The organism is Synechococcus sp. A18-25c (genome assembly GCF_014280035.1).
GTDB lineage: Bacteria > Cyanobacteriota > Cyanobacteriia > PCC-6307 > Cyanobiaceae > Synechococcus_C.
This window is the reverse complement of sequence record NZ_CP047957.1, coordinates 1,307,786-1,324,817: the sequence shown is the minus strand read 5'-3', so window position 1 is coordinate 1,324,817 and position 17,032 is coordinate 1,307,786. Positions and strand designations below refer to the sequence as shown.

Below are 17,032 nucleotides of genomic sequence, written 5' to 3'. Positions count from 1 at the left end.
CGAACCGAAACCAAACAAAGCAATGACGCCGTAGCTCAGCTGCGTCCACTGGTGGAACGGCGACGTCGTCGGTCTCTCCACTCCACGGTCGAGAGATAGATCACTGCACCACTGACAAACACAAGCAACGATGCAGCAGCAATGGCTAAGACCTGATTGAAGAGAGGAGACTGAAGGGTCTCAGCCACGTCAGAAATTCAGCGTGCCGTCACCGTTGCGTCCCCAAACCACCATGGCGATCGAGAAGCTGAAACATGCAGCCAAAGCAGCCCATCCGAGGGTGAAAAGCATTGAAGTGTCATTGCGGTATGGGAACTTTACCTAAGGTTCAAGGCCAACACTTGCTGTTCGTTCACGAGATCTCATGACTTCGTCATCAAGCGGGACCGCCACGGTTCTCGAACGTGAACGTTCAACCCTGCGCTACCCACAAGCGCGGGTCATCGTCCTCGACGATGACGTCAACACCTTCGAGCATGTGGTGGAGTGCCTCTGCAAGATCGTGCCCGGGATGAACACTGACCGTGCCTGGGCTTTGGCGCGGCGCATTGACGGAGAGGGATCAGCTGAAGTGTGGTGTGGCCCACTCGAACAGGCAGAGCTTTACCACCAACAATTGGGCGCCCAAGGGTTGACGATGGCTCCAGTCGAACGGTGTTGATCTAGCCCCTAGGGTCGGGCGACGCTTCCGACCGTTCCGTGGGATCTGCTCGCTTCGTCGCTCTCTCCCTACGCCTGGGTCTGTTTCAGGCCTGTCTAGGTGCCCTGTCCGTTCTCACCCTGGGCATTTTCAATCGATTGCTGATCGACGAGTTTGAGGTCCCTGCCGCGTTGACGGCACTGGCCCTCGGCAGTCAGCAGCTCGTGGCGTTTACACGCGTTTGGTTTGGACAACGATCGGACCGCTGCCGGTGGAAAGGACTTCGCCGGACACCATTCATCATTGGTGGAGCAGCGGCCTTCTGCACACTCACTTGGGTGGCAGGGCGCACCGTGTTGTGGATCGCCGAAGCCTCACAAGAGGGCGACAGCAGCAGTGTGTTTCTGCGGGGGGTAGTGCTCGCAGTGGTGTTCCTCTTTTATGGCCTCGCGATTTCAGCCAGTTCCACGCCCTTCGCAGCACTCCTGGTGGATGTGACCACTGAAAAGCAACGACCAGCCCTGGTGTCCGTGGTCTGGTCGATGTTGATGGTAGGTATCGTGGCGGGGGCCATTGTGTTGAGTGCCTTTCTGGGTTCGTCATGCGCAAGCGCCGGCATTGAAGCCGTGATCAACGGCGTTGATCGACTCGTGAGCATTGCCCCTTGGGTGATCTTCGCCCTGGTGTTGGTGTCCATCGCAGGAGTGGAACCCCGAGTAAGCACCCAATTGAAGAGCGCCGGAACAGCGGCCAGCACCGAACAGGAGATCTCACTGAGCGCGGCCTGGCAGGTGCTGCGCTCATCACCACAGGTGGGGTATTTCTTCGGCGTGCTCTCGTTGTTCACCTTCTCACTGTTTTTGCAGGAAGCGGTGCTGGAACCCTATGGCGGTGCCGTATTTGGCATGGACGTGTGCACAACGACACGACTGAATGCCATTTGGGGAGTAGGCACCTTGCTGGGGATTGCCAGCACCGGGTTTCTCCTGACACCGCGCCTGGGCGCGCAACGCACAGCCTTGGCAGGTGGATTGTCATCAGCTTGCTTCGTGGTGTTGATGGTGGTGGCCGGTTCGCTGGGCTCCGAATCACTCTTCCGAGCAGCGCTGTTTCTGTTTGGTGCAGCAGCGGGGATCAGTACCAATGCGAGCCTCACCCTGATGCTGGGGCTCACATCACCGCTGATGGCAGGAACCTTCATTGGCGTCTGGGGATTGGCTCAGGCCTATGCACGGGGATTGGCCACAATCAGTGGTGGCGCCCTTCTGAGTGGGTTTGGAACCCTGACGGGATCTCAAAACAGCTTCGCTGCCTACGCCGGCGTGTTCATCATTCAAGCCATCGGTTTGCTGGTGGCAGGCGTGTTGTTGCTGCGCGTGGACACCAAGCTGTTCCAGCGCAAGGTTGAACAAGCCCTCGGCTCCATCCTGGCGAGTGAACTGGATTGAACGCTGACGCGTTCGCTGTTGTTCAAGCCGCTGGTTGACGGCTGCTACGGGCCAATCGCAGCAGAGATCGGGTTTTCAGACGGCGGCCTTCGGCTTCGAGCACATAGCGCAACACCTTTCCAGGACAGAAAGCCAACCCGCGCACCTCATGGCCATGAACTTCAGCCGTCAACACCCTGGCCTGAGGTCCGCACCGTTCCTGCAACGGACCGATCACCTCGCGGCAAAGCTTGTCAACAGATCGAAGCATGGGCGATGTGATCGCTCTCTTCTCTGTAGCCAAATCCACTAGCTTCGTCCAATGTTTGTTTAGAAGGTCTTTAGAACCTCGTGGGTCGTCTGGTCATCACGCACAGCACCTATGTGGAGGGCTTAATCCCTTGGCTGAAGGTTCTCGCCAAAGACCCTGAGATTCAGACCATCACACCCGGGGTGATTTCACGGGTCCGCGGACGATGTTCGGGTCTTCAACTGCGTGTCTCCACTCCCGTATGTGGTGGATACAAGGTCATGGCTCGGCGTGGAACGACCGCACAAGAAGTGTTCGTGGTCACGCAATTGGAGCGAGAGGAACTGCTCAAAAGAATTGACCATTGCAGCCCTTAGTCGAATCAAGCCTCTCGACCAACCCATTCGGCCTGCACTTGGCGGCAAAGTTTTCTCGATTCTTCAGTTTTGACCTCTAGCTGCGAATGCAGGGCTGGATAAGTTTCAAGAAGCCGCGGAGTTTGGTTGGAATCTGTCGATCTGGACGTGCTGAGCGTGATGTTTTTTCAGCAATGGCTCGAGGCCACTGAGCTCGCGCGGTGGAATGAAGCCGCGATGGCTCTTTACAAGCTACAAGCCATCGAACAGGGTGAAGATTTCAAGGATCTAGCATTCCATGAAACAGGTCCGGCAGCAGCGAACAGCGATTCAAAAGCCGCGTAGGAACCCGAACATGCTTGCCAAATCGCCATATTCACGGAAACAACGACTTTCAAGGCAATTGACACCAACCATTCGAGCAGAGGAGTGCGTATCGAATCCTGATCAACAGCAGCTGACAGGAACACTTTAATTTCACGTCACAGTCACGTCTTTAAAACTGAACGTCTGCTACCAAAAAAACAATCGCCGGACCAACAATGGATGATCATCAAGAACAGAAGCTTTCGCCACGCGAGATGGTACGAGCTCATCTGCCGATAGTGCTGGACCTAGTCAAGACTGCATCACTGGTGGTGATTGCTGTCAGTGGACTGCTCATCAGCCACCACACCCATGAGATGACCATAGAAATCAAGGAAGCGAACAGCCAAATCACAACCACGGAGGCTCCAATCCCATGATTTCTGGTGGACTAAGCGTCAATCAAGGCATAAAAATTGCTGGCACAGACTCGGAAGCAGAAACGGCAATGGTCTGAACAACTTAAAGCGGTAATCGGTAGTCGAGCGACAGCCGCTCACAGAGAGGTTTAATTTTTTTCTCCCTACAACCAAAATCATAGAATCCGGCGTCGAGACGCTTCGCCTGAACACGATGAAAAGGATAAATTGCAAGACATTTACGTGCTTGAATGTAATCAACATCTTCGAGGGCAACTTCCCAGAGAATCCTTTTGCTACGAATCAAAGGCTGAAAAACATCCAACAAAGCCTGCTTTAACCAATGACGCTTGCAAAAAACAATTCGCTGATTTGTAAAAATCAGCCAACCTGAATGCAGCTCCTTACGCTGCAAGCCGAAAGTTATCAGCGACCACCAGATACTAAATTGACCTGGTGATCCATTCACATAAGCGCACCAAAGCTCCTCTTCATCAATTCCAAGCACATAACGACTGTTCATCTAAAATTCCTTAAGGCACCAACTTTAATCTCAAAGACAGCAACTGACAAGTCGATCGCCTTGCCCAAACTCACGAAGAATTAATCAGCACCCGCAAACACTTGAATCCGAACTACCATGCAAGAAAGGTGATTTTTAAAAAGGCAACCCATTGTCTTAAGATTAAAGTCAGTTCACTCCAAGGGAATTACAATTTTAAGCCAATCAACAAATGTCGAAAATGATTGGTTTAACTGTTAATGACTGACACCCTCAATAACATCAAATCATTCAATCGCATCACAGCTGACAGGCTCTAACACGCGGGTCACGATGAGTACGGTCGGGATGAGCAGCCACAATTGCGTGCAAAAGAAGCAGGATTCTCAGGCAGGGGGATGGCAGTGATGGGATGCATGATTTTGAGCTCGATACTCTCGCTCTCGCTGCCATTGCTATGAAGAGGTGAGATGTCTTCTCACACCATGATCAAAGGGCATCTCACCCTTGCTTGAGCAGGCCAACCGTGGCATCCCTCTTTAGGGATGAGCTACTGAAAATGTGCACTGCAGGGATCGGCTTCCCATGAGTTGGTTGAAGCTGATGATGCAGACCGACACCATCAAGGTCATAATTCGTGAGTAATGAACAATTCTCTGCTTGGTCGTCTTTCGATTGCACTGTTTGCTTCTGCTCTCGCCGTTACGCCAGTGCCCCTGAGATCGCATAACCGCATTGCTGAGTCCAGCGATTCGAGAGATGCCTCCAACAGATCAGACATTGGGTTGTGTTCATTCCTCAAAGATAATCATGATGGGGACAAGACCTTCACTGCGACGATTGGATCGTGGAGGCTGACTTTAAGAAATTCGAATAATTTTTATGCGGGCAATACGACGTTGCTCGAGAAACTAAAACCTAAGACTCCTGAAGCAGACTCGAAAAAACTTGATGCAGCAGTGCATACCATTGCAGTCGATAGTGGTTGTTCGCCAAATGCCAATCAGAATATCCATCAAGACGTTAAGATACCCAGAAAATTATTTTATCTAATCAATACTCACGCTCACTTCGACCATATTCTGGGAAATTCACAGTTTCGCGATGCCGGGGCCGAGATTATTGCCCACATCAATGCCAGAAACGAAATGGCTTCACTCGCAGACTTTGACCCGTCGGGTCTACCTAATATTACCTTTAACGATGAAATGAATATAGCCGTTGATGATCTCGTTATACGACTAGTGCACCTTCCTTCAGGACATACAAATGGGGATATCGCCATCTGGATTCCAAAGCTCAACATCCTGTTCACCGGCGATACTTATATGACCGAAGGATATCCATTAATCGACCTAAGAACTGGTTCAATTTGGGGATTGATCAATGCAGTGACATCAATGATTAATCTTACAGGAGACAACACTTTGATTATCCCAGGCCACGGTAATCTTCGAACAAAAGAAAATGGGTCAATTGATGGACCGAGACGCAAGGACTTAATTCAGTATCGCGACATGCTGATCGCAGTGACAACAGAAGTGGAACGGCTAAAGCAGCTTGGGCTAAGCTTGGAAGACATCATTCACATTAGACCCACTCAAGAATATGATGGTGTATGGGATAACAACTTGATTTGCCCTGAAAACTTTGTATCCTTCATTTACAATTCATTGGCGGGGAATCAAGAGAAGATTGCCTCTTGCTCTAGCGACGATCGGCTTGATTTTGCAGAACCCGATTGAATGATTCCATTCTCGTCATGATACGCACGATCGAATTCAAACATTTAACTCGGTAAGTCACCATCGAAGTCCCTAATCATCAGCTTGCGTCTTTCAGCAACATTTAAACAACTATGATCTAGATAGCTTCCGCAATCAGACAGGGCGACTGGACCAATCGTTAGATACCTAAGGAAGCTTTGTGAATCCACTCTCCTTCTGAGTCACGATCGTCGCTAGAACGAGAGTGTTCTAGAGATCCTAATGTCTGAAAAGCTAGTAAGTATCAATGCAAGCATTCCGAGAGAGAATCTGAAAAGTGCGAGCGGTGCTCGAAACGAAGAAAGAAGACGATTCATGCGAGACAAACAACAAAGAAACAGGGAAATGTCAGGTTCATTTCTTCCATGAAAGGGATCGCATCCAGATCATGACTAAAGCGACCTTGCTTCAAAGTGTTTCACAATACTCTGAGCATCACAAAGTTAGAGAAGAAAGCCCAGGCTTTCCTGACAAAGATCAAAGACGGTATCAGCCAACAGGAGAGGATCAAATCAGTCACTGATATCGCCTAGAAGCCGAAGGTCGCTTTGGCTGACCTGCATCTGAATCTTTAAGCCTCAAATCACTTCTGTATTCAATATTCTGATGAGGTACTGGAAATTAATTGGACTAATCAACAACAATATTGTTTGAGTCATCGCCAATTGCCAAGATCAATAAAAATTTCAAACTGATTTTTCATGATGGTCTCGTCGCTCAGCGATACAAAGAATTCTTCTATATGAAAAGCACCCAAAAAGACGACAGCTCGTCTATTTTAAATGATTGTCAGTCAATACAGAACCACTGCTATCGCTAGTGCAGTAAAAACACAGATAAAGAGATTCTTGCTATGTCTAGAAAATGTGGCTCCACATTCACTTCCAGAAGCTTGGGTTCAAAATGTCACATCACACACCCTTCTCTACTCATAGGCTCTTGTCTGTTGATGCAGCAGAGCACGAGATGACTCCGGTTGTCCTCTTTTTTTTTAAAACCATGGATGTCAGTGACCTCAGATGTGGTGCGTTGCATCCTCAGGCCAATGGATGACGATCACGAGTTCAATGACTTGAAATTGGATGTTGCCCTTCTTGTTGCTATTTCGGATGGCAAAGGTGGATGCACCCTGTGCTCACCATTGTCATGCAACCCATGCACAAGCGGCTCTTCGATAGTCAATCAAATAATTGATTGCAAAACTCTTGTGCATTTCTGGCTGCAGAGAATCCAGCCTCGGCAGGAATCTTATGTTTAAGATCGAGTCCAGCAATGAATTCATTCATATTGTCCCGAGCTGCTTTGGCTGAAAGTTGATTGCCAAACACTAATGAACATAACGTCATCGCCGATCCATAGCTGTAGCCATACCAAACCGAATATCCATTAAGCCCATAAGGCAACGACATTTCCGCCTTAACGGGCAACGTGATGAATAGAGTGATTAAAAGTATTAATTTGTTCATGCGGCGATTGCGTTACTGCTGTCTTAGCAACGCTGCCGAAGATGGTGATGATGAATCAGTACCTTCTTAAGAGGAAGCGACTGACGTGCTTGGGGTGCACTGCTCTGAAATTCAACCCATGCGCCAGTGGCTCTTTGCCAACTCACCCAGAGCGTTTGCGTTGTCGATCACAGTGATGTGATGAGCCATTGGTGGAAACCTGCAGACCTATCAATCCACCAACCCAGACGCCAGCGCTGTGGACTTTCTGAAGCGTGGTCTCGTGATGCTTGGAGCGGGTTGAGCGTGTGGCAACTAAGTGGCAATCCCCCCTTCCTCCGATATCTGCCATTTGTTCTAATCCCAGTCTCTGACAAGGATTTTGAATAGGTGGACCACCTGACCGTGCGAGCCCCAGTGTTCGACCTGGAGTTACCAGAAGGGGCGACAAAGTGGGGATTCGTTTCCGGCTGCAAGGCCGGTCTACGGCACCATCACGACAGTCCCCCCAAGTCGAAAGAGAGTCAGATCAGAGCACTAGAGAAAGGCTGTCACCAATCAGGGAGTCCTTCGTCAATTTAATGGATTTGGCCACACCGACCGAATACGTTCCAAGACTTCTCTTGCTTCGCCATCTCTGCCGTCGGCGTCGGGTTGCTGAAGCAGAACGGTGACATGCCCCACCTTGCGCGCGGGCATTTCCTCCTTTCCATACCAGTGGAGATGCGCATCGGGGATGGCCTGCAAAGCCGACAGACGCTCATCAAGTGAAAACTCCGCATCAGGTCCAAGACCAAGCAGGTTGACCATCAGGGCACCAGCAGCCACCAACTCCGTGGAAGGCACGGGTAAACCGGCAGTAATGCACAACTGCTGATCGAACTGACTGCTGCTGCAAGCTTCGATGGAGAAGTGCCCGGAATTGTGGGTGCGAGGGGCGACTTCATTCACCATCAAGCCTTGCGGCCCATAGAAAAATTCCAGGGCCATCACACCCACGTAATTAAGATGCGTGAGCAAAGAGGCTGCAATGTTGTAGGCCGTTGCCTCCAGCAGTTGCTCCGCCGGTGCAGGTGCCAGAACCCAGTCACAGACCTGACTGCTCTGGTGTGTTTCTACCAAAGGAAACGAACGGATCCGACCCTGCTGATCCCTGCTCACCACCAGAGCAAGTTCACGGTCATACGGCACCCAGGCTTCCAGCAACCAGTCCTTGGTCATAACGCTGCTGAGCAGCTCGCTTAAGGCAACACGATCCTTGATCACACGGGTGCCCTTGCCGTCGTAACCGCCATGCGCTGCCTTGGCCATCACAGGGAATCGCCAATCGTCCGGCAGTTCAAGCGTTTTGCGGTCAATCTCATCCAGGCCGACCCAATCAGGACTGGGCAGGGCAAGCTCATTCAGCAAGCGACGCTGCGACAGCTTGTTCACCAGTGGCTTCAGGCTCTGAATGGATGGCCTAAACGACACGCCGTCGCGCTCAAGCCTCAGCAAGGCCTCAACAGCAATCCATTCATTTTCGAACGTGATGCCATTGCAGCAAGCAGCCAGTGATGCGGTAGCTGCCGCATCGGTGGGAGTACCGATCACCTGACGCTGCGCAGATGCCGCGGCGGGATCTTGATCCGACGCACTCTGAACAACAACCGGAATTCCTCTGGCCTGACCCGCCTCACAGAGCATCAAGGCCAGTTGACCACCCCCGACGACCCCGATTGTGCCGGCATCATTCGGCATCGCCTTGGATTTGCTTCAACGTGAAGCTTGCCATCCAGCCAGCGTCAACGGGAATCAAATCAGCGATCGATCGTCACTGAGGCCGTAGCGAATGGCCGTCAGCAACAAGACGATCAGAAACAGCGCTAACCCCACCGTGCAGGCATAACTAATTTCCAGCTCAGCGAAGGCCTGGTCATACACGTAGTACACCAGTGTGCGCGTGGAATCCGCAGGACCTCCCTGCGTCATCAGAAACACCTCCTCAAACACTTTGGTGGCTGCAATGGCGGAGATCACCGCCACAAGCATGAGGTAGGGGCGCAACAACGGCAACGTGATGTCGACATGTTTTCTCCATCCCTCGCTGCCATCAAGTTCAGCCGCTTCGTAAAGCTCTGTGGGGATGCCTTGCAGGCCCCCCAGGAAAATCACCATGTAATACCCAAGTCCTTTCCAAAGAGTCACCAACATCACCGAAGGAAGGGCTAACAACGGACTGGTGAGAAAGTCGATGGGCATAAATCCCGATCCAATCAGGGCGCCCAACCAACTATTGATTAGACCGTTTTCGGCATAAAGCCAACGAAAGGCGATAGCCGCCACCACGATCGACACCAGCACAGGGGTGTAAAACGCGGCTCTGAGCCAGTGAATTCCTGGCAGCACTCGGTTCACCAGCACAGCCAGCACCAACGCGCCGAGCACAATTGGCGGTACCACACCAACCAGGTAGATCAGCGTGGTGCTCAGCACGCGGTAAAACATCGGATCTCCGATCAGACGCCGCACGTTGGCTAGACCGATGAACTGCAACGGCTCTGAGACATCGAGACCCGTCTGCGTAAAGCTCATCAGCAGAGCCATGCCAGCGGGGATAAGCACTGACAGACTGAGCAGAGTCAACGCCGGTATGAGAAAAGCCCAGGCCGTCAGACTGGCGCGAGAATTAGGCCTGGAGATGGGCTTCATCAGACTCAGGACACTTGCGGCTGAGGATAGGGTCAGTCGATCAGAACAACTGCGGAACTGAGCCGCAGCCACGGTCCATGAGCACCACAGCGGAGGGAATAGCATTGCAGGAGTGCACGCGCATTAACGTGCCACTCGAGCGCAACCCCTATGAGGTCGTGATCGGAGAGGGCATGGTCAGTGCCATTGGCAAGTCGCTCGCTGCCATGGACGTCCGCAAGGGAACCAAAGTGCTCGTGGTTAGCAATCCCGATGTTGCAGCCCCCTATGGAGACAGCTGCCTGAACAGTCTGCGCACGTCAGGGTTTGATCCTGTGCTGCTGCAGATCGAGGCTGGAGAAGAGGGCAAAACGCTGCAGACCCTGAGCCAAATCCTCGATCAAGCCCAGCAACAGGGTCTCGAACGCACCTCACTGATGCTCGCCCTTGGTGGAGGAGTGGTGGGCGACATGACAGGCTTTGCCGCTGCCTGCTGGTTACGCGGTGTGGGGGTGATCCAGGTGCCCACCACACTGCTGGCCATGGTGGATGCCTCAATCGGTGGAAAAACCGGCGTCAACCACCCCAAAGGGAAAAATCTCATCGGAGCTTTCCATCAGCCAAGGCTGGTGGCCATTGATCCGAACACGCTGAAAACCTTGCCGGTGCGTGAGTTCAGGGCGGGTATGGCTGAAGTGATCAAGTACGGCGTCATCGGTGACCCGGATCTGTTCGCCCGCATGGAAAAAGCCGTGAATTTGTCGGATCCTGCTGCGATATCAGCGGCCATGCTTCACGACATCCTGGTGCGCTCGGCCCAAGCCAAAGCCACTGTTGTGGCCGCGGATGAACGGGAAGGAGGGCGTCGAGCCATCCTCAATTACGGCCACACCTTCGGTCATGTGGTGGAAACGCTGACTGGGTATGGCACCTGGCTGCATGGGGAAGCCGTGGCAATTGGCATGGTGGCAGCAGGACGTTTGGCGGTCTTGAAGGGACTGTGGGGTGAAGCTGATCAGATGCGCCAGGTGCATTTGCTCGAAAAGGCGGGGCTCCCCGCGACCTGGCCCAACCTTGATGTGGATGCGGTGCTGACAACCCTTCGTGGTGACAAAAAAGTCCGTCACGGACGCCTGCGTTTTGTGCTGCCTACCTGCATCGGTGAGGTGGTGATCCGAGACGACATCTGCGACAGCGATGTGAGGGAATGCCTCGCTGCTCTGGCTTAGTTAAGAAGGCTCCCGCAAAAAGCGGCTGGGATTCGGCATCGGCAGGTCGTCATGATCTGCGCACCGTTCAAAAGCCAGCCAACGCAATTCCCCCAGACAACTGGGATCCACAAGACGCAGGAGCGCCTCACGTCTGTGCAAGGCCTCATCCAGCTGATGACCAGGTAACTGCTGCAGCGCTGAGAACCGCTCCGGCAGGCCGAGCGCCAGCAGAGCCTCTCCCTGTCGGCATTGACCTGCTGGGATCCAGCCCGTTGCCTTCGCGGAGTCCAGAAGGGTCTCCAGGCACAGATGTGCCGTGATGTCCTGCTCGCCAGCATGGCGCAGCACATCACCTGAGGCTTGCTGTTGGCGATACGCCGTCAGGGTCCCGTCTGGACGTCTGGCGGCGTAATAACGACTTGCTTCCATCGCATAGTCCACCACCAGCAGCATGCCGTCTTGCATGGCATAGCTGGCCTGACGTAACCAAGGCTCCACAGCGTGGTGCCACTCCGTGGCCCAGCCGTCTTCAACATCGAGCGGAGGGAGTGGCAATCCAATCCGCTGCGCTTGCTGCGCAATCTGCGCGGCCAACGCCTCCGGCAAGGGTTCCTCGCCCCACACAAGCGATCCCTGGCCTAACTCGGACGGCTGCAGTTGCACCAGTTGACGCTGCAAGGTCCCGTCGCGAACGATCAGCCGCTCGACAGGAAACGCATCCAGCAACTCATGCGCAATGAGGATGCCAATCAACGGCTCTGCATGAAGATCCTCCAACGCACTCCAGCGACAGGGAATGGGGTGGTCACTGCTCAGCCGGTTGCGTTGGCGAGCTTCCATGCCGGGATTCAATTCCACCAGCACGCATTCCAGCCTGCCGATCAGATCGGGGGCTTGGACAGACAGATGAGGCCTCAGCTGGTCCATGAGATGCCCTTCACCTGGGCCGACATCCACCACAGCCAGTGGCTGATCAGGATGACGACGCGCCAACACCTCCAGCCACTCGATGAGTTGACGGGCCAGAAGGGCACTGAAGTCATCACCAAGGGCAGGGGATGTGACGAAATCGCCATCCGTTTCTACCTGCAGATGGCCAGCTCCATAGGCCCCATGCTGAGGGTCGTGAAGTGCCCATTCCATGAAGGTGGAAAAGGGAACTTGATGGCCATGCAACTTCAACCTCTGCTGCATCCAATCGGGGCAGGGCACATCGGAGGCCTTCATGTGGTGAGAATGGCGAGCACTCGCACACGATCATGGGTCTCCAAGCCATCTCTCGCGGCATGAAGGCTGTGCTGAGTCTTTCGGTTCTGCTGCTGCTACTCGCTGCACCGGCCATGGCCATCGACAATCCGGAATTGCTGCCGGATCACGCCACACCAGTCATTGACCTAGCCAAAGCTCTCAGCGACAACCAGCGTCAATCCCTAGAAACATCGCTGGATGCCTTTGAGGACCGCAGTGGCTGGAAACTGCGAGTCTTGACTCAGTACGAGCGCACACCTGGCAGAGCGGTGAAGGAATTTTGGGGATTAGATGAACGCAGTTTGCTGCTAGTTGCTGATCCCCGGGGTGGAAATCTGCTCAATTTCAACGTGGGAGACGCCTTCTTCGCATTGATGCCACGCACGTGGTGGGTCGAACTGCAAACGCGCTACGGCAATCAGTACTACGTGAAGGACCACGGTGAAGACGGAGCCATCCTTGCGGCCCTGGATGCCGTGGAACTCTGTCTCGACCGCGGTGGATGCCAGGTGGTTCCTGGCCTGCCCACCGAACAATGGCTTTGGACGCTCACCACATCGGTCTTGGGAGGTCTGATCGCCGGTTTCGCCGCCTATCCGCGCAAGGAAGGCGAAAAGATCGCCTGGGCCTGGGTGCTGCTGCTGTCTCCTCTCTGGGTGATGTTGTTTGGTGTGTTCGGCGTCGCACCGGTCGTGACGCGCACCAGTGAGCTGCTTCCGCTGATCCGCAATGGCATGGGATTCCTAGCCGGCGGTGTTGCCGCCTATTTGATTGCGCAGGCCACGGTCGGGCGGAAGCTCAATGAATCAACCAACGAAAGCTGATTCAACGATCACCCGTACGTCGGGATGCCATAGGGCGTCCCGAGTGGCTCAGGGCATGCCGCAGAGAATGGTTGGCACGGTGCAGACGGGAGCCTTCGGCGCTCCATCGGCGGGCATCTCACCGTTTCTAGCTGCAGCAAGATCGGCACGACGCTGATCTCGGATCTGACGCAGCTGCACCAGGTTGAGGTTGTAGAAACCACGCAGACTGTCGAACCGCTTGACGGGTTGACCGTAATAACTGCGCCCTCTCAGGGTGGGGAACGATGCCCATTCGGGAGCCAGCATCGCGGCCAACTGCGGCGTCATCACACCCGTGTCGGTCAAGCCAAGGGCTTTGCGGCGTTGAATCAGGAACAGTGCGCCCTGATCTTGCACTTCAGGTCCAAAGCCACGGACACCAATGCTGCGCTTGACCAAGTCCCAGGTAAAAGGCATGAACTGATAGGCACCCGCTGCAGCACTCGCGTAACGCGAGGAATAAATCACCCGATCGGGATGACGGTCCATGCTGGCCATGAGGCCACCGCCGAACATCACCCGATAACCCACGTCAAGGCCGTTTTTCCAAGTGCCTTCGGCAAACCGAATGGTGTTGAGCATCGCGCGACGCTCGGGCGTGATGATGTAAGGAAGGGCAGAGACTGGGGCCTCTTCTTCCAGTTGAACCAGCTTGGATCGAGATTCGATGGAGGGAAGAACCGCATGCACCGGTGCGGTGATGGAGGCGGTGAATGGGACAACGCTTGCAACGGCGCCTGCAAAGCAACGACAGGCATTCAAAGCAAGAGAAGTCATCAAAGGCTTACGAAGAACAAAATCACCACTTTTGGCAACAAGCAGTTGGTTTTAGGTAGTGATTTGATGGACTCAGAGAATCCCATGTGCAAAAAGCACGGCCAAACTGTGTCGAACCGAGGCTGCGCATCCCAGAAGAGATGTGACACACGCAAAATCGTCATTCGCCTTAATCACGCTTTGTTCTCTTTCAGACCCAAGACGCGTCAAGACCTTTCAACGCTCATCAGCCTGGTTAATAGAGCTAATCAGTTCTGCTTAATCGTTGTGCGCAACCAGGTCTGGAGCGTTTCAGCAGCCACCTGAGCGCCATCGCTCGCCAGCGCATCATCACAAGCTGGTATGAGCGGCTGATCCAATTTCCAATCTCCAGACTCAAGTTCCTCACGGCTGAGGCAGTGGTGGTCCGCGTGGCGACGCAAACCATTCATCAGCACCTCCGCTTCGGCGAAACCATGCCGCTCCACAACATGCATCCCCACCTTCTGGGACATCGCCTCACAGAAGCTGCTGAATCCCGGTTTGCCCAGATGCCGTTCACACACGGGCAGCACGTCCAAGGGCCTGACCTGCTCAGGCAGCACCATCACATTCGCTGGCAGCTCCGCTTCAGCGTCTTGGTTGGACTTGCGCGAGGGAGCGATCAAAAACAGCTGCTCCGGCCAGTGTCGAAAGAGATCGGGTGGCAAGGAAAGTCCGAGTCCGCCAAACCCCACCATCACCTTGGTGCGGGGATCACGCGCGAGCGACACCCCGAAATCAGGTGGAAGAGGTCGTGGTTCTGCTGTCACCAGCGACAAGGCCACATCGGAGAGCTGCCAGTTCATGGCCATCGAAAACGGACAGCGCAGCAGCATTGATCCCTTGCGGTAAGCCTCGTTGGCCTGTTGCGCCCAGAAACGAAAAGATCCGCCCAAGGGTTCATAAATGTCATCCCAGCCGAAATTGCCCATCCAAATCAATGGTGCATTCAGTCGCGAGGCCAAATCGGCGGCGGCAGGTGGGATGTCGCCGACCACCGCCACCTGATCGTGCTGACGTCGGATCCAGGCCACCTCCTCATCCAGCTGTCTGGGCAGATCCGCTTGCAGCTGCTCAAGAGCCTGGAGGGTTGCCGGCTGATCCGCTCCCAGTGCATCGGCTTGGAGCATGCCCACGTCCCAGCGGACAGTTCGCCGAAGCACTGGCACCTCGCGCAGGACCAACGCGAAAAATGCTGAGTCCACCATCGAACTGACCACCAGCCTCCAGGTGGGTTGCAATCGATGCAAATGCCAAAGCATGGCGGCCTGGCGGGCCGCATGACCGAAGCCATGGCTGCTCAAGCAGACGTAAATCAGCATCGATACAAGGTTTGCTCATACACCAGATCCCCACTGGGCCGATACCAACGGTGACTAATCAGGATGGGTTCGATGGCATTGAATTCCACCCAGGTGAGGTGATGCAGTGGTTTCCCGTCGTCATCGCATCCAGAGCGGGGAACACAGGCGGCATTCACGTAACACGTGCCCCTGCGATCACGATGAAATGTGATTCGTTCGCCGCGGCGCCCTTTGAGCTGATGGTGCATGTGTCCGAACACCACCAAGTCAGCCCGTCGGCGCGTTTGCATGCGATCGAGTGCCAAGGCGAGATCGCGATCACCCCAATCGATATGCGGATGCTTCCAATCCCGACCGCAGGGACTCTCCGCATCGGATCCAAGACCTGTAGGTCCGCTATGGGCCAACACAACGAGCGGCCAATCGGAAGGTGCCAGCGCAGCGGCAGACACGATGCGATCGGCTGATTCCTGTTCGGTGACCGGTCCAAACACGGCCTGAACAGCTTGAGAAAGATGAAAACCGCCACCGGCACTGCAGGGGCGGGCACCGACGACAGCCAAATGGGGGTTCTCCCACTGGCGCAAACTCCAGGGACAGTGCCGCTCACCCAGCATCGTGATTTGCTGTTGCAGCAACGCACCGCTTCGGTCTCGACCGCGGTCGTGGTTTCCCAGAAGCACGGCAACAGGCAACGCCAGCTGCGTAATCCGTTTCACCAAGCGAAGATCACCATCGCTCAGATCACCAACGAACAACAGCGCGTCGGGTTGCAGATGATGCACCAGCTCTGCATCTCGATCACCCCAGTCCCCGTGGAGATCACCGGCGATTGCAAGTCGGACAGGTGTCAGGACGACTTCTAGGCTAGGCCCATCCTGCCCCAGAAAGTCCCAATGAGCTCTGACACCGCAGTTGTGGCGGCGATCAACCAGCTCCGCAAGGACCGGAAGGCCGTGATCCTGGCGCACTACTACCAGGAACCAGACATTCAAGACATCGCTGATTTCATCGGTGATTCCCTAGAGCTCTCACGCAAGGCTGCGAACACCGACGCCGAAGTGATCGTGTTCTGCGGTGTCCATTTCATGGCCGAAACAGCCAAGATCCTCAGCCCAGAAAAAACTGTGGTGCTGCCGGATTTGGAGGCGGGGTGCTCACTGGCGGATGACTGCCCGGCGGATGAATTTGCACGGTTTCGAGAACAGCATCCCGATCATTTCGTCGTGAGCTACATCAACTGCACCGCGGCAGTGAAAGCGCAAAGCGATTTGATTTGCACCAGCAGCAATGCCGTTGATCTGGTGCAACAGCTTCCGGATGATCGCCCCGTTTTGTTTGCGCCAGACCGCAACCTGGGTCGATGGGTTCAACGCCAGAGCGGTCGGGACCTCACCCTGTGGCCCGGTCGCTGCCTCGTGCACGAAGCCTTTAGTGAAGAGGCGCTGCTCCAACTCAAACTTGAGCATCCCGATGCCGAAGTGATCGCCCACCCGGAATGCGAAGAAACCCTCCTCGATCTGGCGGATTTCATCGGCTCCACGAGCAAACTGCTCAACCACGCAGAAACCAGTGACGCCAAGACGTTCATCGTGCTGACAGAGCCTGGAATCCTGCACCAGATGCAGCAACGCGTTCCCGAGAAAACGTTGATCGACGTGCCAGGCCTCGATGGCTGCAGCTGCAATGCCTGCCCCTACATGCGCCTCAATACCTTGGAGAAGCTGCGTGACTGCCTGGACAGCCTCTCGCCAGAAATCACACTGGACGAAAACTTGCGCAGCCAAGCGGAAGCCCCGATTCGACGCATGCTCGAGATGAGTCGCTAACCCAGCCCAGCGACAC

21 protein-coding genes and 1 other RNA gene are annotated in these 17,032 nt (G+C 54.5%); 10 read left to right on the top strand and 12 right to left on the bottom strand.

The window, feature by feature from the left end; all coding sequences use genetic code 11:
• Positions 1-35 precede the first annotated feature (35 nt).
• Positions 36-188: a hypothetical protein gene (locus tag SynA1825c_RS07430; protein WP_186468734.1), complete on the bottom strand. Its 153-nt coding sequence runs from the start codon at positions 186-188 to the stop codon at positions 36-38.
• A gap of 1 nt (position 189) precedes the next feature.
• Complete coding sequence (gene petN / locus SynA1825c_RS07425) at positions 190-291, bottom strand: cytochrome b6-f complex subunit PetN (RefSeq protein ID WP_186468733.1); 102 nt, start codon at positions 289-291, stop codon at positions 190-192.
• Between the two features lie 73 nt (positions 292-364).
• Between petN and clpS the strand changes: the two genes are divergently transcribed.
• Both clpS and SynA1825c_RS07415 read left to right on the top strand, forming a co-directional pair.
• Positions 365-661, top strand: coding sequence for an ATP-dependent Clp protease adapter ClpS (gene clpS, locus SynA1825c_RS07420; RefSeq protein WP_186468732.1), 297 nt, complete (start codon positions 365-367; stop codon positions 659-661).
• Positions 662-699: 38 nt separating this feature from the next.
• On the top strand, positions 700-2,088 hold the full coding sequence (locus SynA1825c_RS07415) for a BCD family MFS transporter (RefSeq protein WP_186468731.1): 1,389 nt from the start codon (positions 700-702) through the stop codon (positions 2,086-2,088).
• Positions 2,089-2,110: 22 nt separating this feature from the next.
• On the opposite strand, the gene SynA1825c_RS07410 is transcribed toward SynA1825c_RS07415, so the two are convergent.
• A complete protein-coding gene (locus tag SynA1825c_RS07410) occupies positions 2,111-2,338 on the bottom strand; it encodes a hypothetical protein (RefSeq protein ID WP_186468730.1) in 228 nt (75 codons plus the stop codon).
• 80 nt (positions 2,339-2,418) lie between these two features.
• Between SynA1825c_RS07410 and SynA1825c_RS07405 the strand changes: the two genes are divergently transcribed.
• The 3 genes from SynA1825c_RS07405 to SynA1825c_RS13535 all read left to right on the top strand — a co-directional run bounded on the left by SynA1825c_RS07405 (position 2,419) and on the right by SynA1825c_RS13535 (position 3,419).
• Entirely contained in the window at positions 2,419-2,694 is a 276-nt protein-coding gene (locus SynA1825c_RS07405) for a DUF2103 domain-containing protein (RefSeq protein ID WP_186468729.1), read from the top strand.
• A gap of 159 nt (positions 2,695-2,853) precedes the next feature.
• Entirely contained in the window at positions 2,854-3,018 is a 165-nt protein-coding gene (locus SynA1825c_RS07400; protein WP_255476873.1) for a hypothetical protein, read from the top strand.
• A gap of 197 nt (positions 3,019-3,215) precedes the next feature.
• On the top strand, positions 3,216-3,419 hold the full coding sequence (locus tag SynA1825c_RS13535; protein WP_222929980.1) for a hypothetical protein: 204 nt from the start codon (positions 3,216-3,218) through the stop codon (positions 3,417-3,419).
• A gap of 82 nt (positions 3,420-3,501) precedes the next feature.
• On the opposite strand, the gene SynA1825c_RS07395 is transcribed toward SynA1825c_RS13535, so the two are convergent.
• Positions 3,502-3,921: a hypothetical protein gene (locus SynA1825c_RS07395; RefSeq protein WP_186468727.1), complete on the bottom strand. Its 420-nt coding sequence runs from the start codon at positions 3,919-3,921 to the stop codon at positions 3,502-3,504.
• Positions 3,922-4,544: 623 nt separating this feature from the next.
• On the opposite strand from SynA1825c_RS07395, the gene SynA1825c_RS07390 reads away from it, so the two are divergent.
• Both SynA1825c_RS07390 and SynA1825c_RS07385 read left to right on the top strand, forming a co-directional pair.
• The gene (locus SynA1825c_RS07390) at positions 4,545-5,645 is read left to right on the top strand and encodes an MBL fold metallo-hydrolase (protein ID WP_186468726.1); all 1,101 of its coding nucleotides are present in this window, start codon (positions 4,545-4,547) and stop codon (positions 5,643-5,645) included.
• 307 nt (positions 5,646-5,952) lie between these two features.
• The gene (locus SynA1825c_RS07385; RefSeq protein WP_186468725.1) at positions 5,953-6,189 is read left to right on the top strand and encodes a hypothetical protein; all 237 of its coding nucleotides are present in this window, start codon (positions 5,953-5,955) and stop codon (positions 6,187-6,189) included.
• A 655-nt stretch (positions 6,190-6,844) separates the two neighbouring features.
• Here the strand turns inward: SynA1825c_RS07385 and SynA1825c_RS07380 are convergent.
• The 4 genes from SynA1825c_RS07380 to SynA1825c_RS07365 all read right to left on the bottom strand — a co-directional run bounded on the left by SynA1825c_RS07380 (position 6,845) and on the right by SynA1825c_RS07365 (position 9,802).
• Complete coding sequence (locus SynA1825c_RS07380; RefSeq protein WP_186468724.1) at positions 6,845-7,132, bottom strand: hypothetical protein; 288 nt, start codon at positions 7,130-7,132, stop codon at positions 6,845-6,847.
• Positions 7,133-7,499: 367 nt separating this feature from the next.
• Positions 7,500-7,683, bottom strand: a non-coding RNA gene (ssrS, locus tag SynA1825c_RS07375) — 6S RNA.
• A 1-nt stretch (position 7,684) separates the two neighbouring features.
• Positions 7,685-8,851, bottom strand: coding sequence for a 5-(carboxyamino)imidazole ribonucleotide synthase (locus SynA1825c_RS07370; RefSeq protein ID WP_186468723.1), 1,167 nt, complete (start codon positions 8,849-8,851; stop codon positions 7,685-7,687).
• A 54-nt stretch (positions 8,852-8,905) separates the two neighbouring features.
• The gene (locus SynA1825c_RS07365; RefSeq protein WP_186468722.1) at positions 8,906-9,802 is read right to left on the bottom strand and encodes a carbohydrate ABC transporter permease; all 897 of its coding nucleotides are present in this window, start codon (positions 9,800-9,802) and stop codon (positions 8,906-8,908) included.
• A gap of 77 nt (positions 9,803-9,879) precedes the next feature.
• Between SynA1825c_RS07365 and aroB the strand changes: the two genes are divergently transcribed.
• Positions 9,880-11,010: a 3-dehydroquinate synthase gene (gene aroB, locus SynA1825c_RS07360; protein ID WP_186468721.1), complete on the top strand. Its 1,131-nt coding sequence runs from the start codon at positions 9,880-9,882 to the stop codon at positions 11,008-11,010.
• Here aroB and SynA1825c_RS07355 read toward each other — a convergent pair whose 3' ends face one another.
• Positions 11,011-12,219 carry a class I SAM-dependent methyltransferase gene (locus tag SynA1825c_RS07355; protein WP_255478310.1) on the bottom strand — a complete coding sequence of 403 codons (1,209 nt, stop codon included), beginning with the start codon at positions 12,217-12,219 and terminating at the stop codon, positions 11,011-11,013.
• 59 nt (positions 12,220-12,278) lie between these two features.
• Between SynA1825c_RS07355 and SynA1825c_RS07350 the strand changes: the two genes are divergently transcribed.
• Positions 12,279-13,064: a TPM domain-containing protein gene (locus tag SynA1825c_RS07350; protein WP_370523223.1), complete on the top strand. Its 786-nt coding sequence runs from the start codon at positions 12,279-12,281 to the stop codon at positions 13,062-13,064.
• Between the two features lie 48 nt (positions 13,065-13,112).
• On the opposite strand, the gene SynA1825c_RS07345 is transcribed toward SynA1825c_RS07350, so the two are convergent.
• From SynA1825c_RS07345 to SynA1825c_RS07335, 3 genes are all read right to left on the bottom strand, one after another.
• Complete coding sequence (locus SynA1825c_RS07345) at positions 13,113-13,862, bottom strand: glycoside hydrolase family 104 protein (protein WP_186468719.1); 750 nt, start codon at positions 13,860-13,862, stop codon at positions 13,113-13,115.
• Between the two features lie 248 nt (positions 13,863-14,110).
• On the bottom strand, positions 14,111-15,205 hold the full coding sequence (locus SynA1825c_RS07340) for a hypothetical protein (protein ID WP_186468718.1): 1,095 nt from the start codon (positions 15,203-15,205) through the stop codon (positions 14,111-14,113).
• On the bottom strand, positions 15,199-15,972 hold the full coding sequence (locus SynA1825c_RS07335) for a TIGR04168 family protein (protein WP_255478308.1): 774 nt from the start codon (positions 15,970-15,972) through the stop codon (positions 15,199-15,201). The genes SynA1825c_RS07340 and SynA1825c_RS07335 overlap by 7 nt, the downstream gene beginning before the upstream one ends.
• A gap of 111 nt (positions 15,973-16,083) precedes the next feature.
• On the opposite strand from SynA1825c_RS07335, the gene nadA reads away from it, so the two are divergent.
• Entirely contained in the window at positions 16,084-17,016 is a 933-nt protein-coding gene (gene nadA, locus SynA1825c_RS07330) for a quinolinate synthase NadA (protein WP_186468717.1), read from the top strand.
• Positions 17,017-17,032 lie beyond the last annotated feature (16 nt).

Bases quoted from the DNA above. Each gene is read 5' to 3' on its own strand.
- petN (WP_186468733.1), bottom strand. From the start codon at position 291: ATGCTTTTCACCCTCGGATGGGCTGCTTTGGCTGCATGTTTCAGCTTC.
- clpS (WP_186468732.1), top strand. From the start codon at position 365: ATGACTTCGTCATCAAGCGGGACCGCCACGGTTCTCGAACGTGAACGT.
- SynA1825c_RS07410 (WP_186468730.1), bottom strand. From the start codon at position 2,338: ATGCTTCGATCTGTTGACAAGCTTTGCCGCGAGGTGATCGGTCCGTTG.
- SynA1825c_RS07400 (WP_255476873.1), top strand. From the start codon at position 2,854: ATGTTTTTTCAGCAATGGCTCGAGGCCACTGAGCTCGCGCGGTGGAAT.
- SynA1825c_RS13535 (WP_222929980.1), top strand. From the start codon at position 3,216: ATGGATGATCATCAAGAACAGAAGCTTTCGCCACGCGAGATGGTACGA.
- SynA1825c_RS07395 (WP_186468727.1), bottom strand. From the start codon at position 3,921: ATGAACAGTCGTTATGTGCTTGGAATTGATGAAGAGGAGCTTTGGTGC.
- SynA1825c_RS07390 (WP_186468726.1), top strand. From the start codon at position 4,545: ATGAACAATTCTCTGCTTGGTCGTCTTTCGATTGCACTGTTTGCTTCT.
- SynA1825c_RS07380 (WP_186468724.1), bottom strand. From the start codon at position 7,132: ATGAACAAATTAATACTTTTAATCACTCTATTCATCACGTTGCCCGTT.
- SynA1825c_RS07370 (WP_186468723.1), bottom strand. From the start codon at position 8,851: ATGCCGAATGATGCCGGCACAATCGGGGTCGTCGGGGGTGGTCAACTG.
- SynA1825c_RS07365 (WP_186468722.1), bottom strand. From the start codon at position 9,802: ATGAAGCCCATCTCCAGGCCTAATTCTCGCGCCAGTCTGACGGCCTGG.
- aroB (WP_186468721.1), top strand. From the start codon at position 9,880: ATGAGCACCACAGCGGAGGGAATAGCATTGCAGGAGTGCACGCGCATT.
- SynA1825c_RS07355 (WP_255478310.1), bottom strand. From the start codon at position 12,219: ATGAAGGCCTCCGATGTGCCCTGCCCCGATTGGATGCAGCAGAGGTTG.
- SynA1825c_RS07350 (WP_370523223.1), top strand. From the start codon at position 12,279: ATGAAGGCTGTGCTGAGTCTTTCGGTTCTGCTGCTGCTACTCGCTGCA.
- SynA1825c_RS07345 (WP_186468719.1), bottom strand. From the start codon at position 13,862: ATGACTTCTCTTGCTTTGAATGCCTGTCGTTGCTTTGCAGGCGCCGTT.
- SynA1825c_RS07340 (WP_186468718.1), bottom strand. From the start codon at position 15,205: ATGCTGATTTACGTCTGCTTGAGCAGCCATGGCTTCGGTCATGCGGCC.
- nadA (WP_186468717.1), top strand. From the start codon at position 16,084: ATGAGCTCTGACACCGCAGTTGTGGCGGCGATCAACCAGCTCCGCAAG.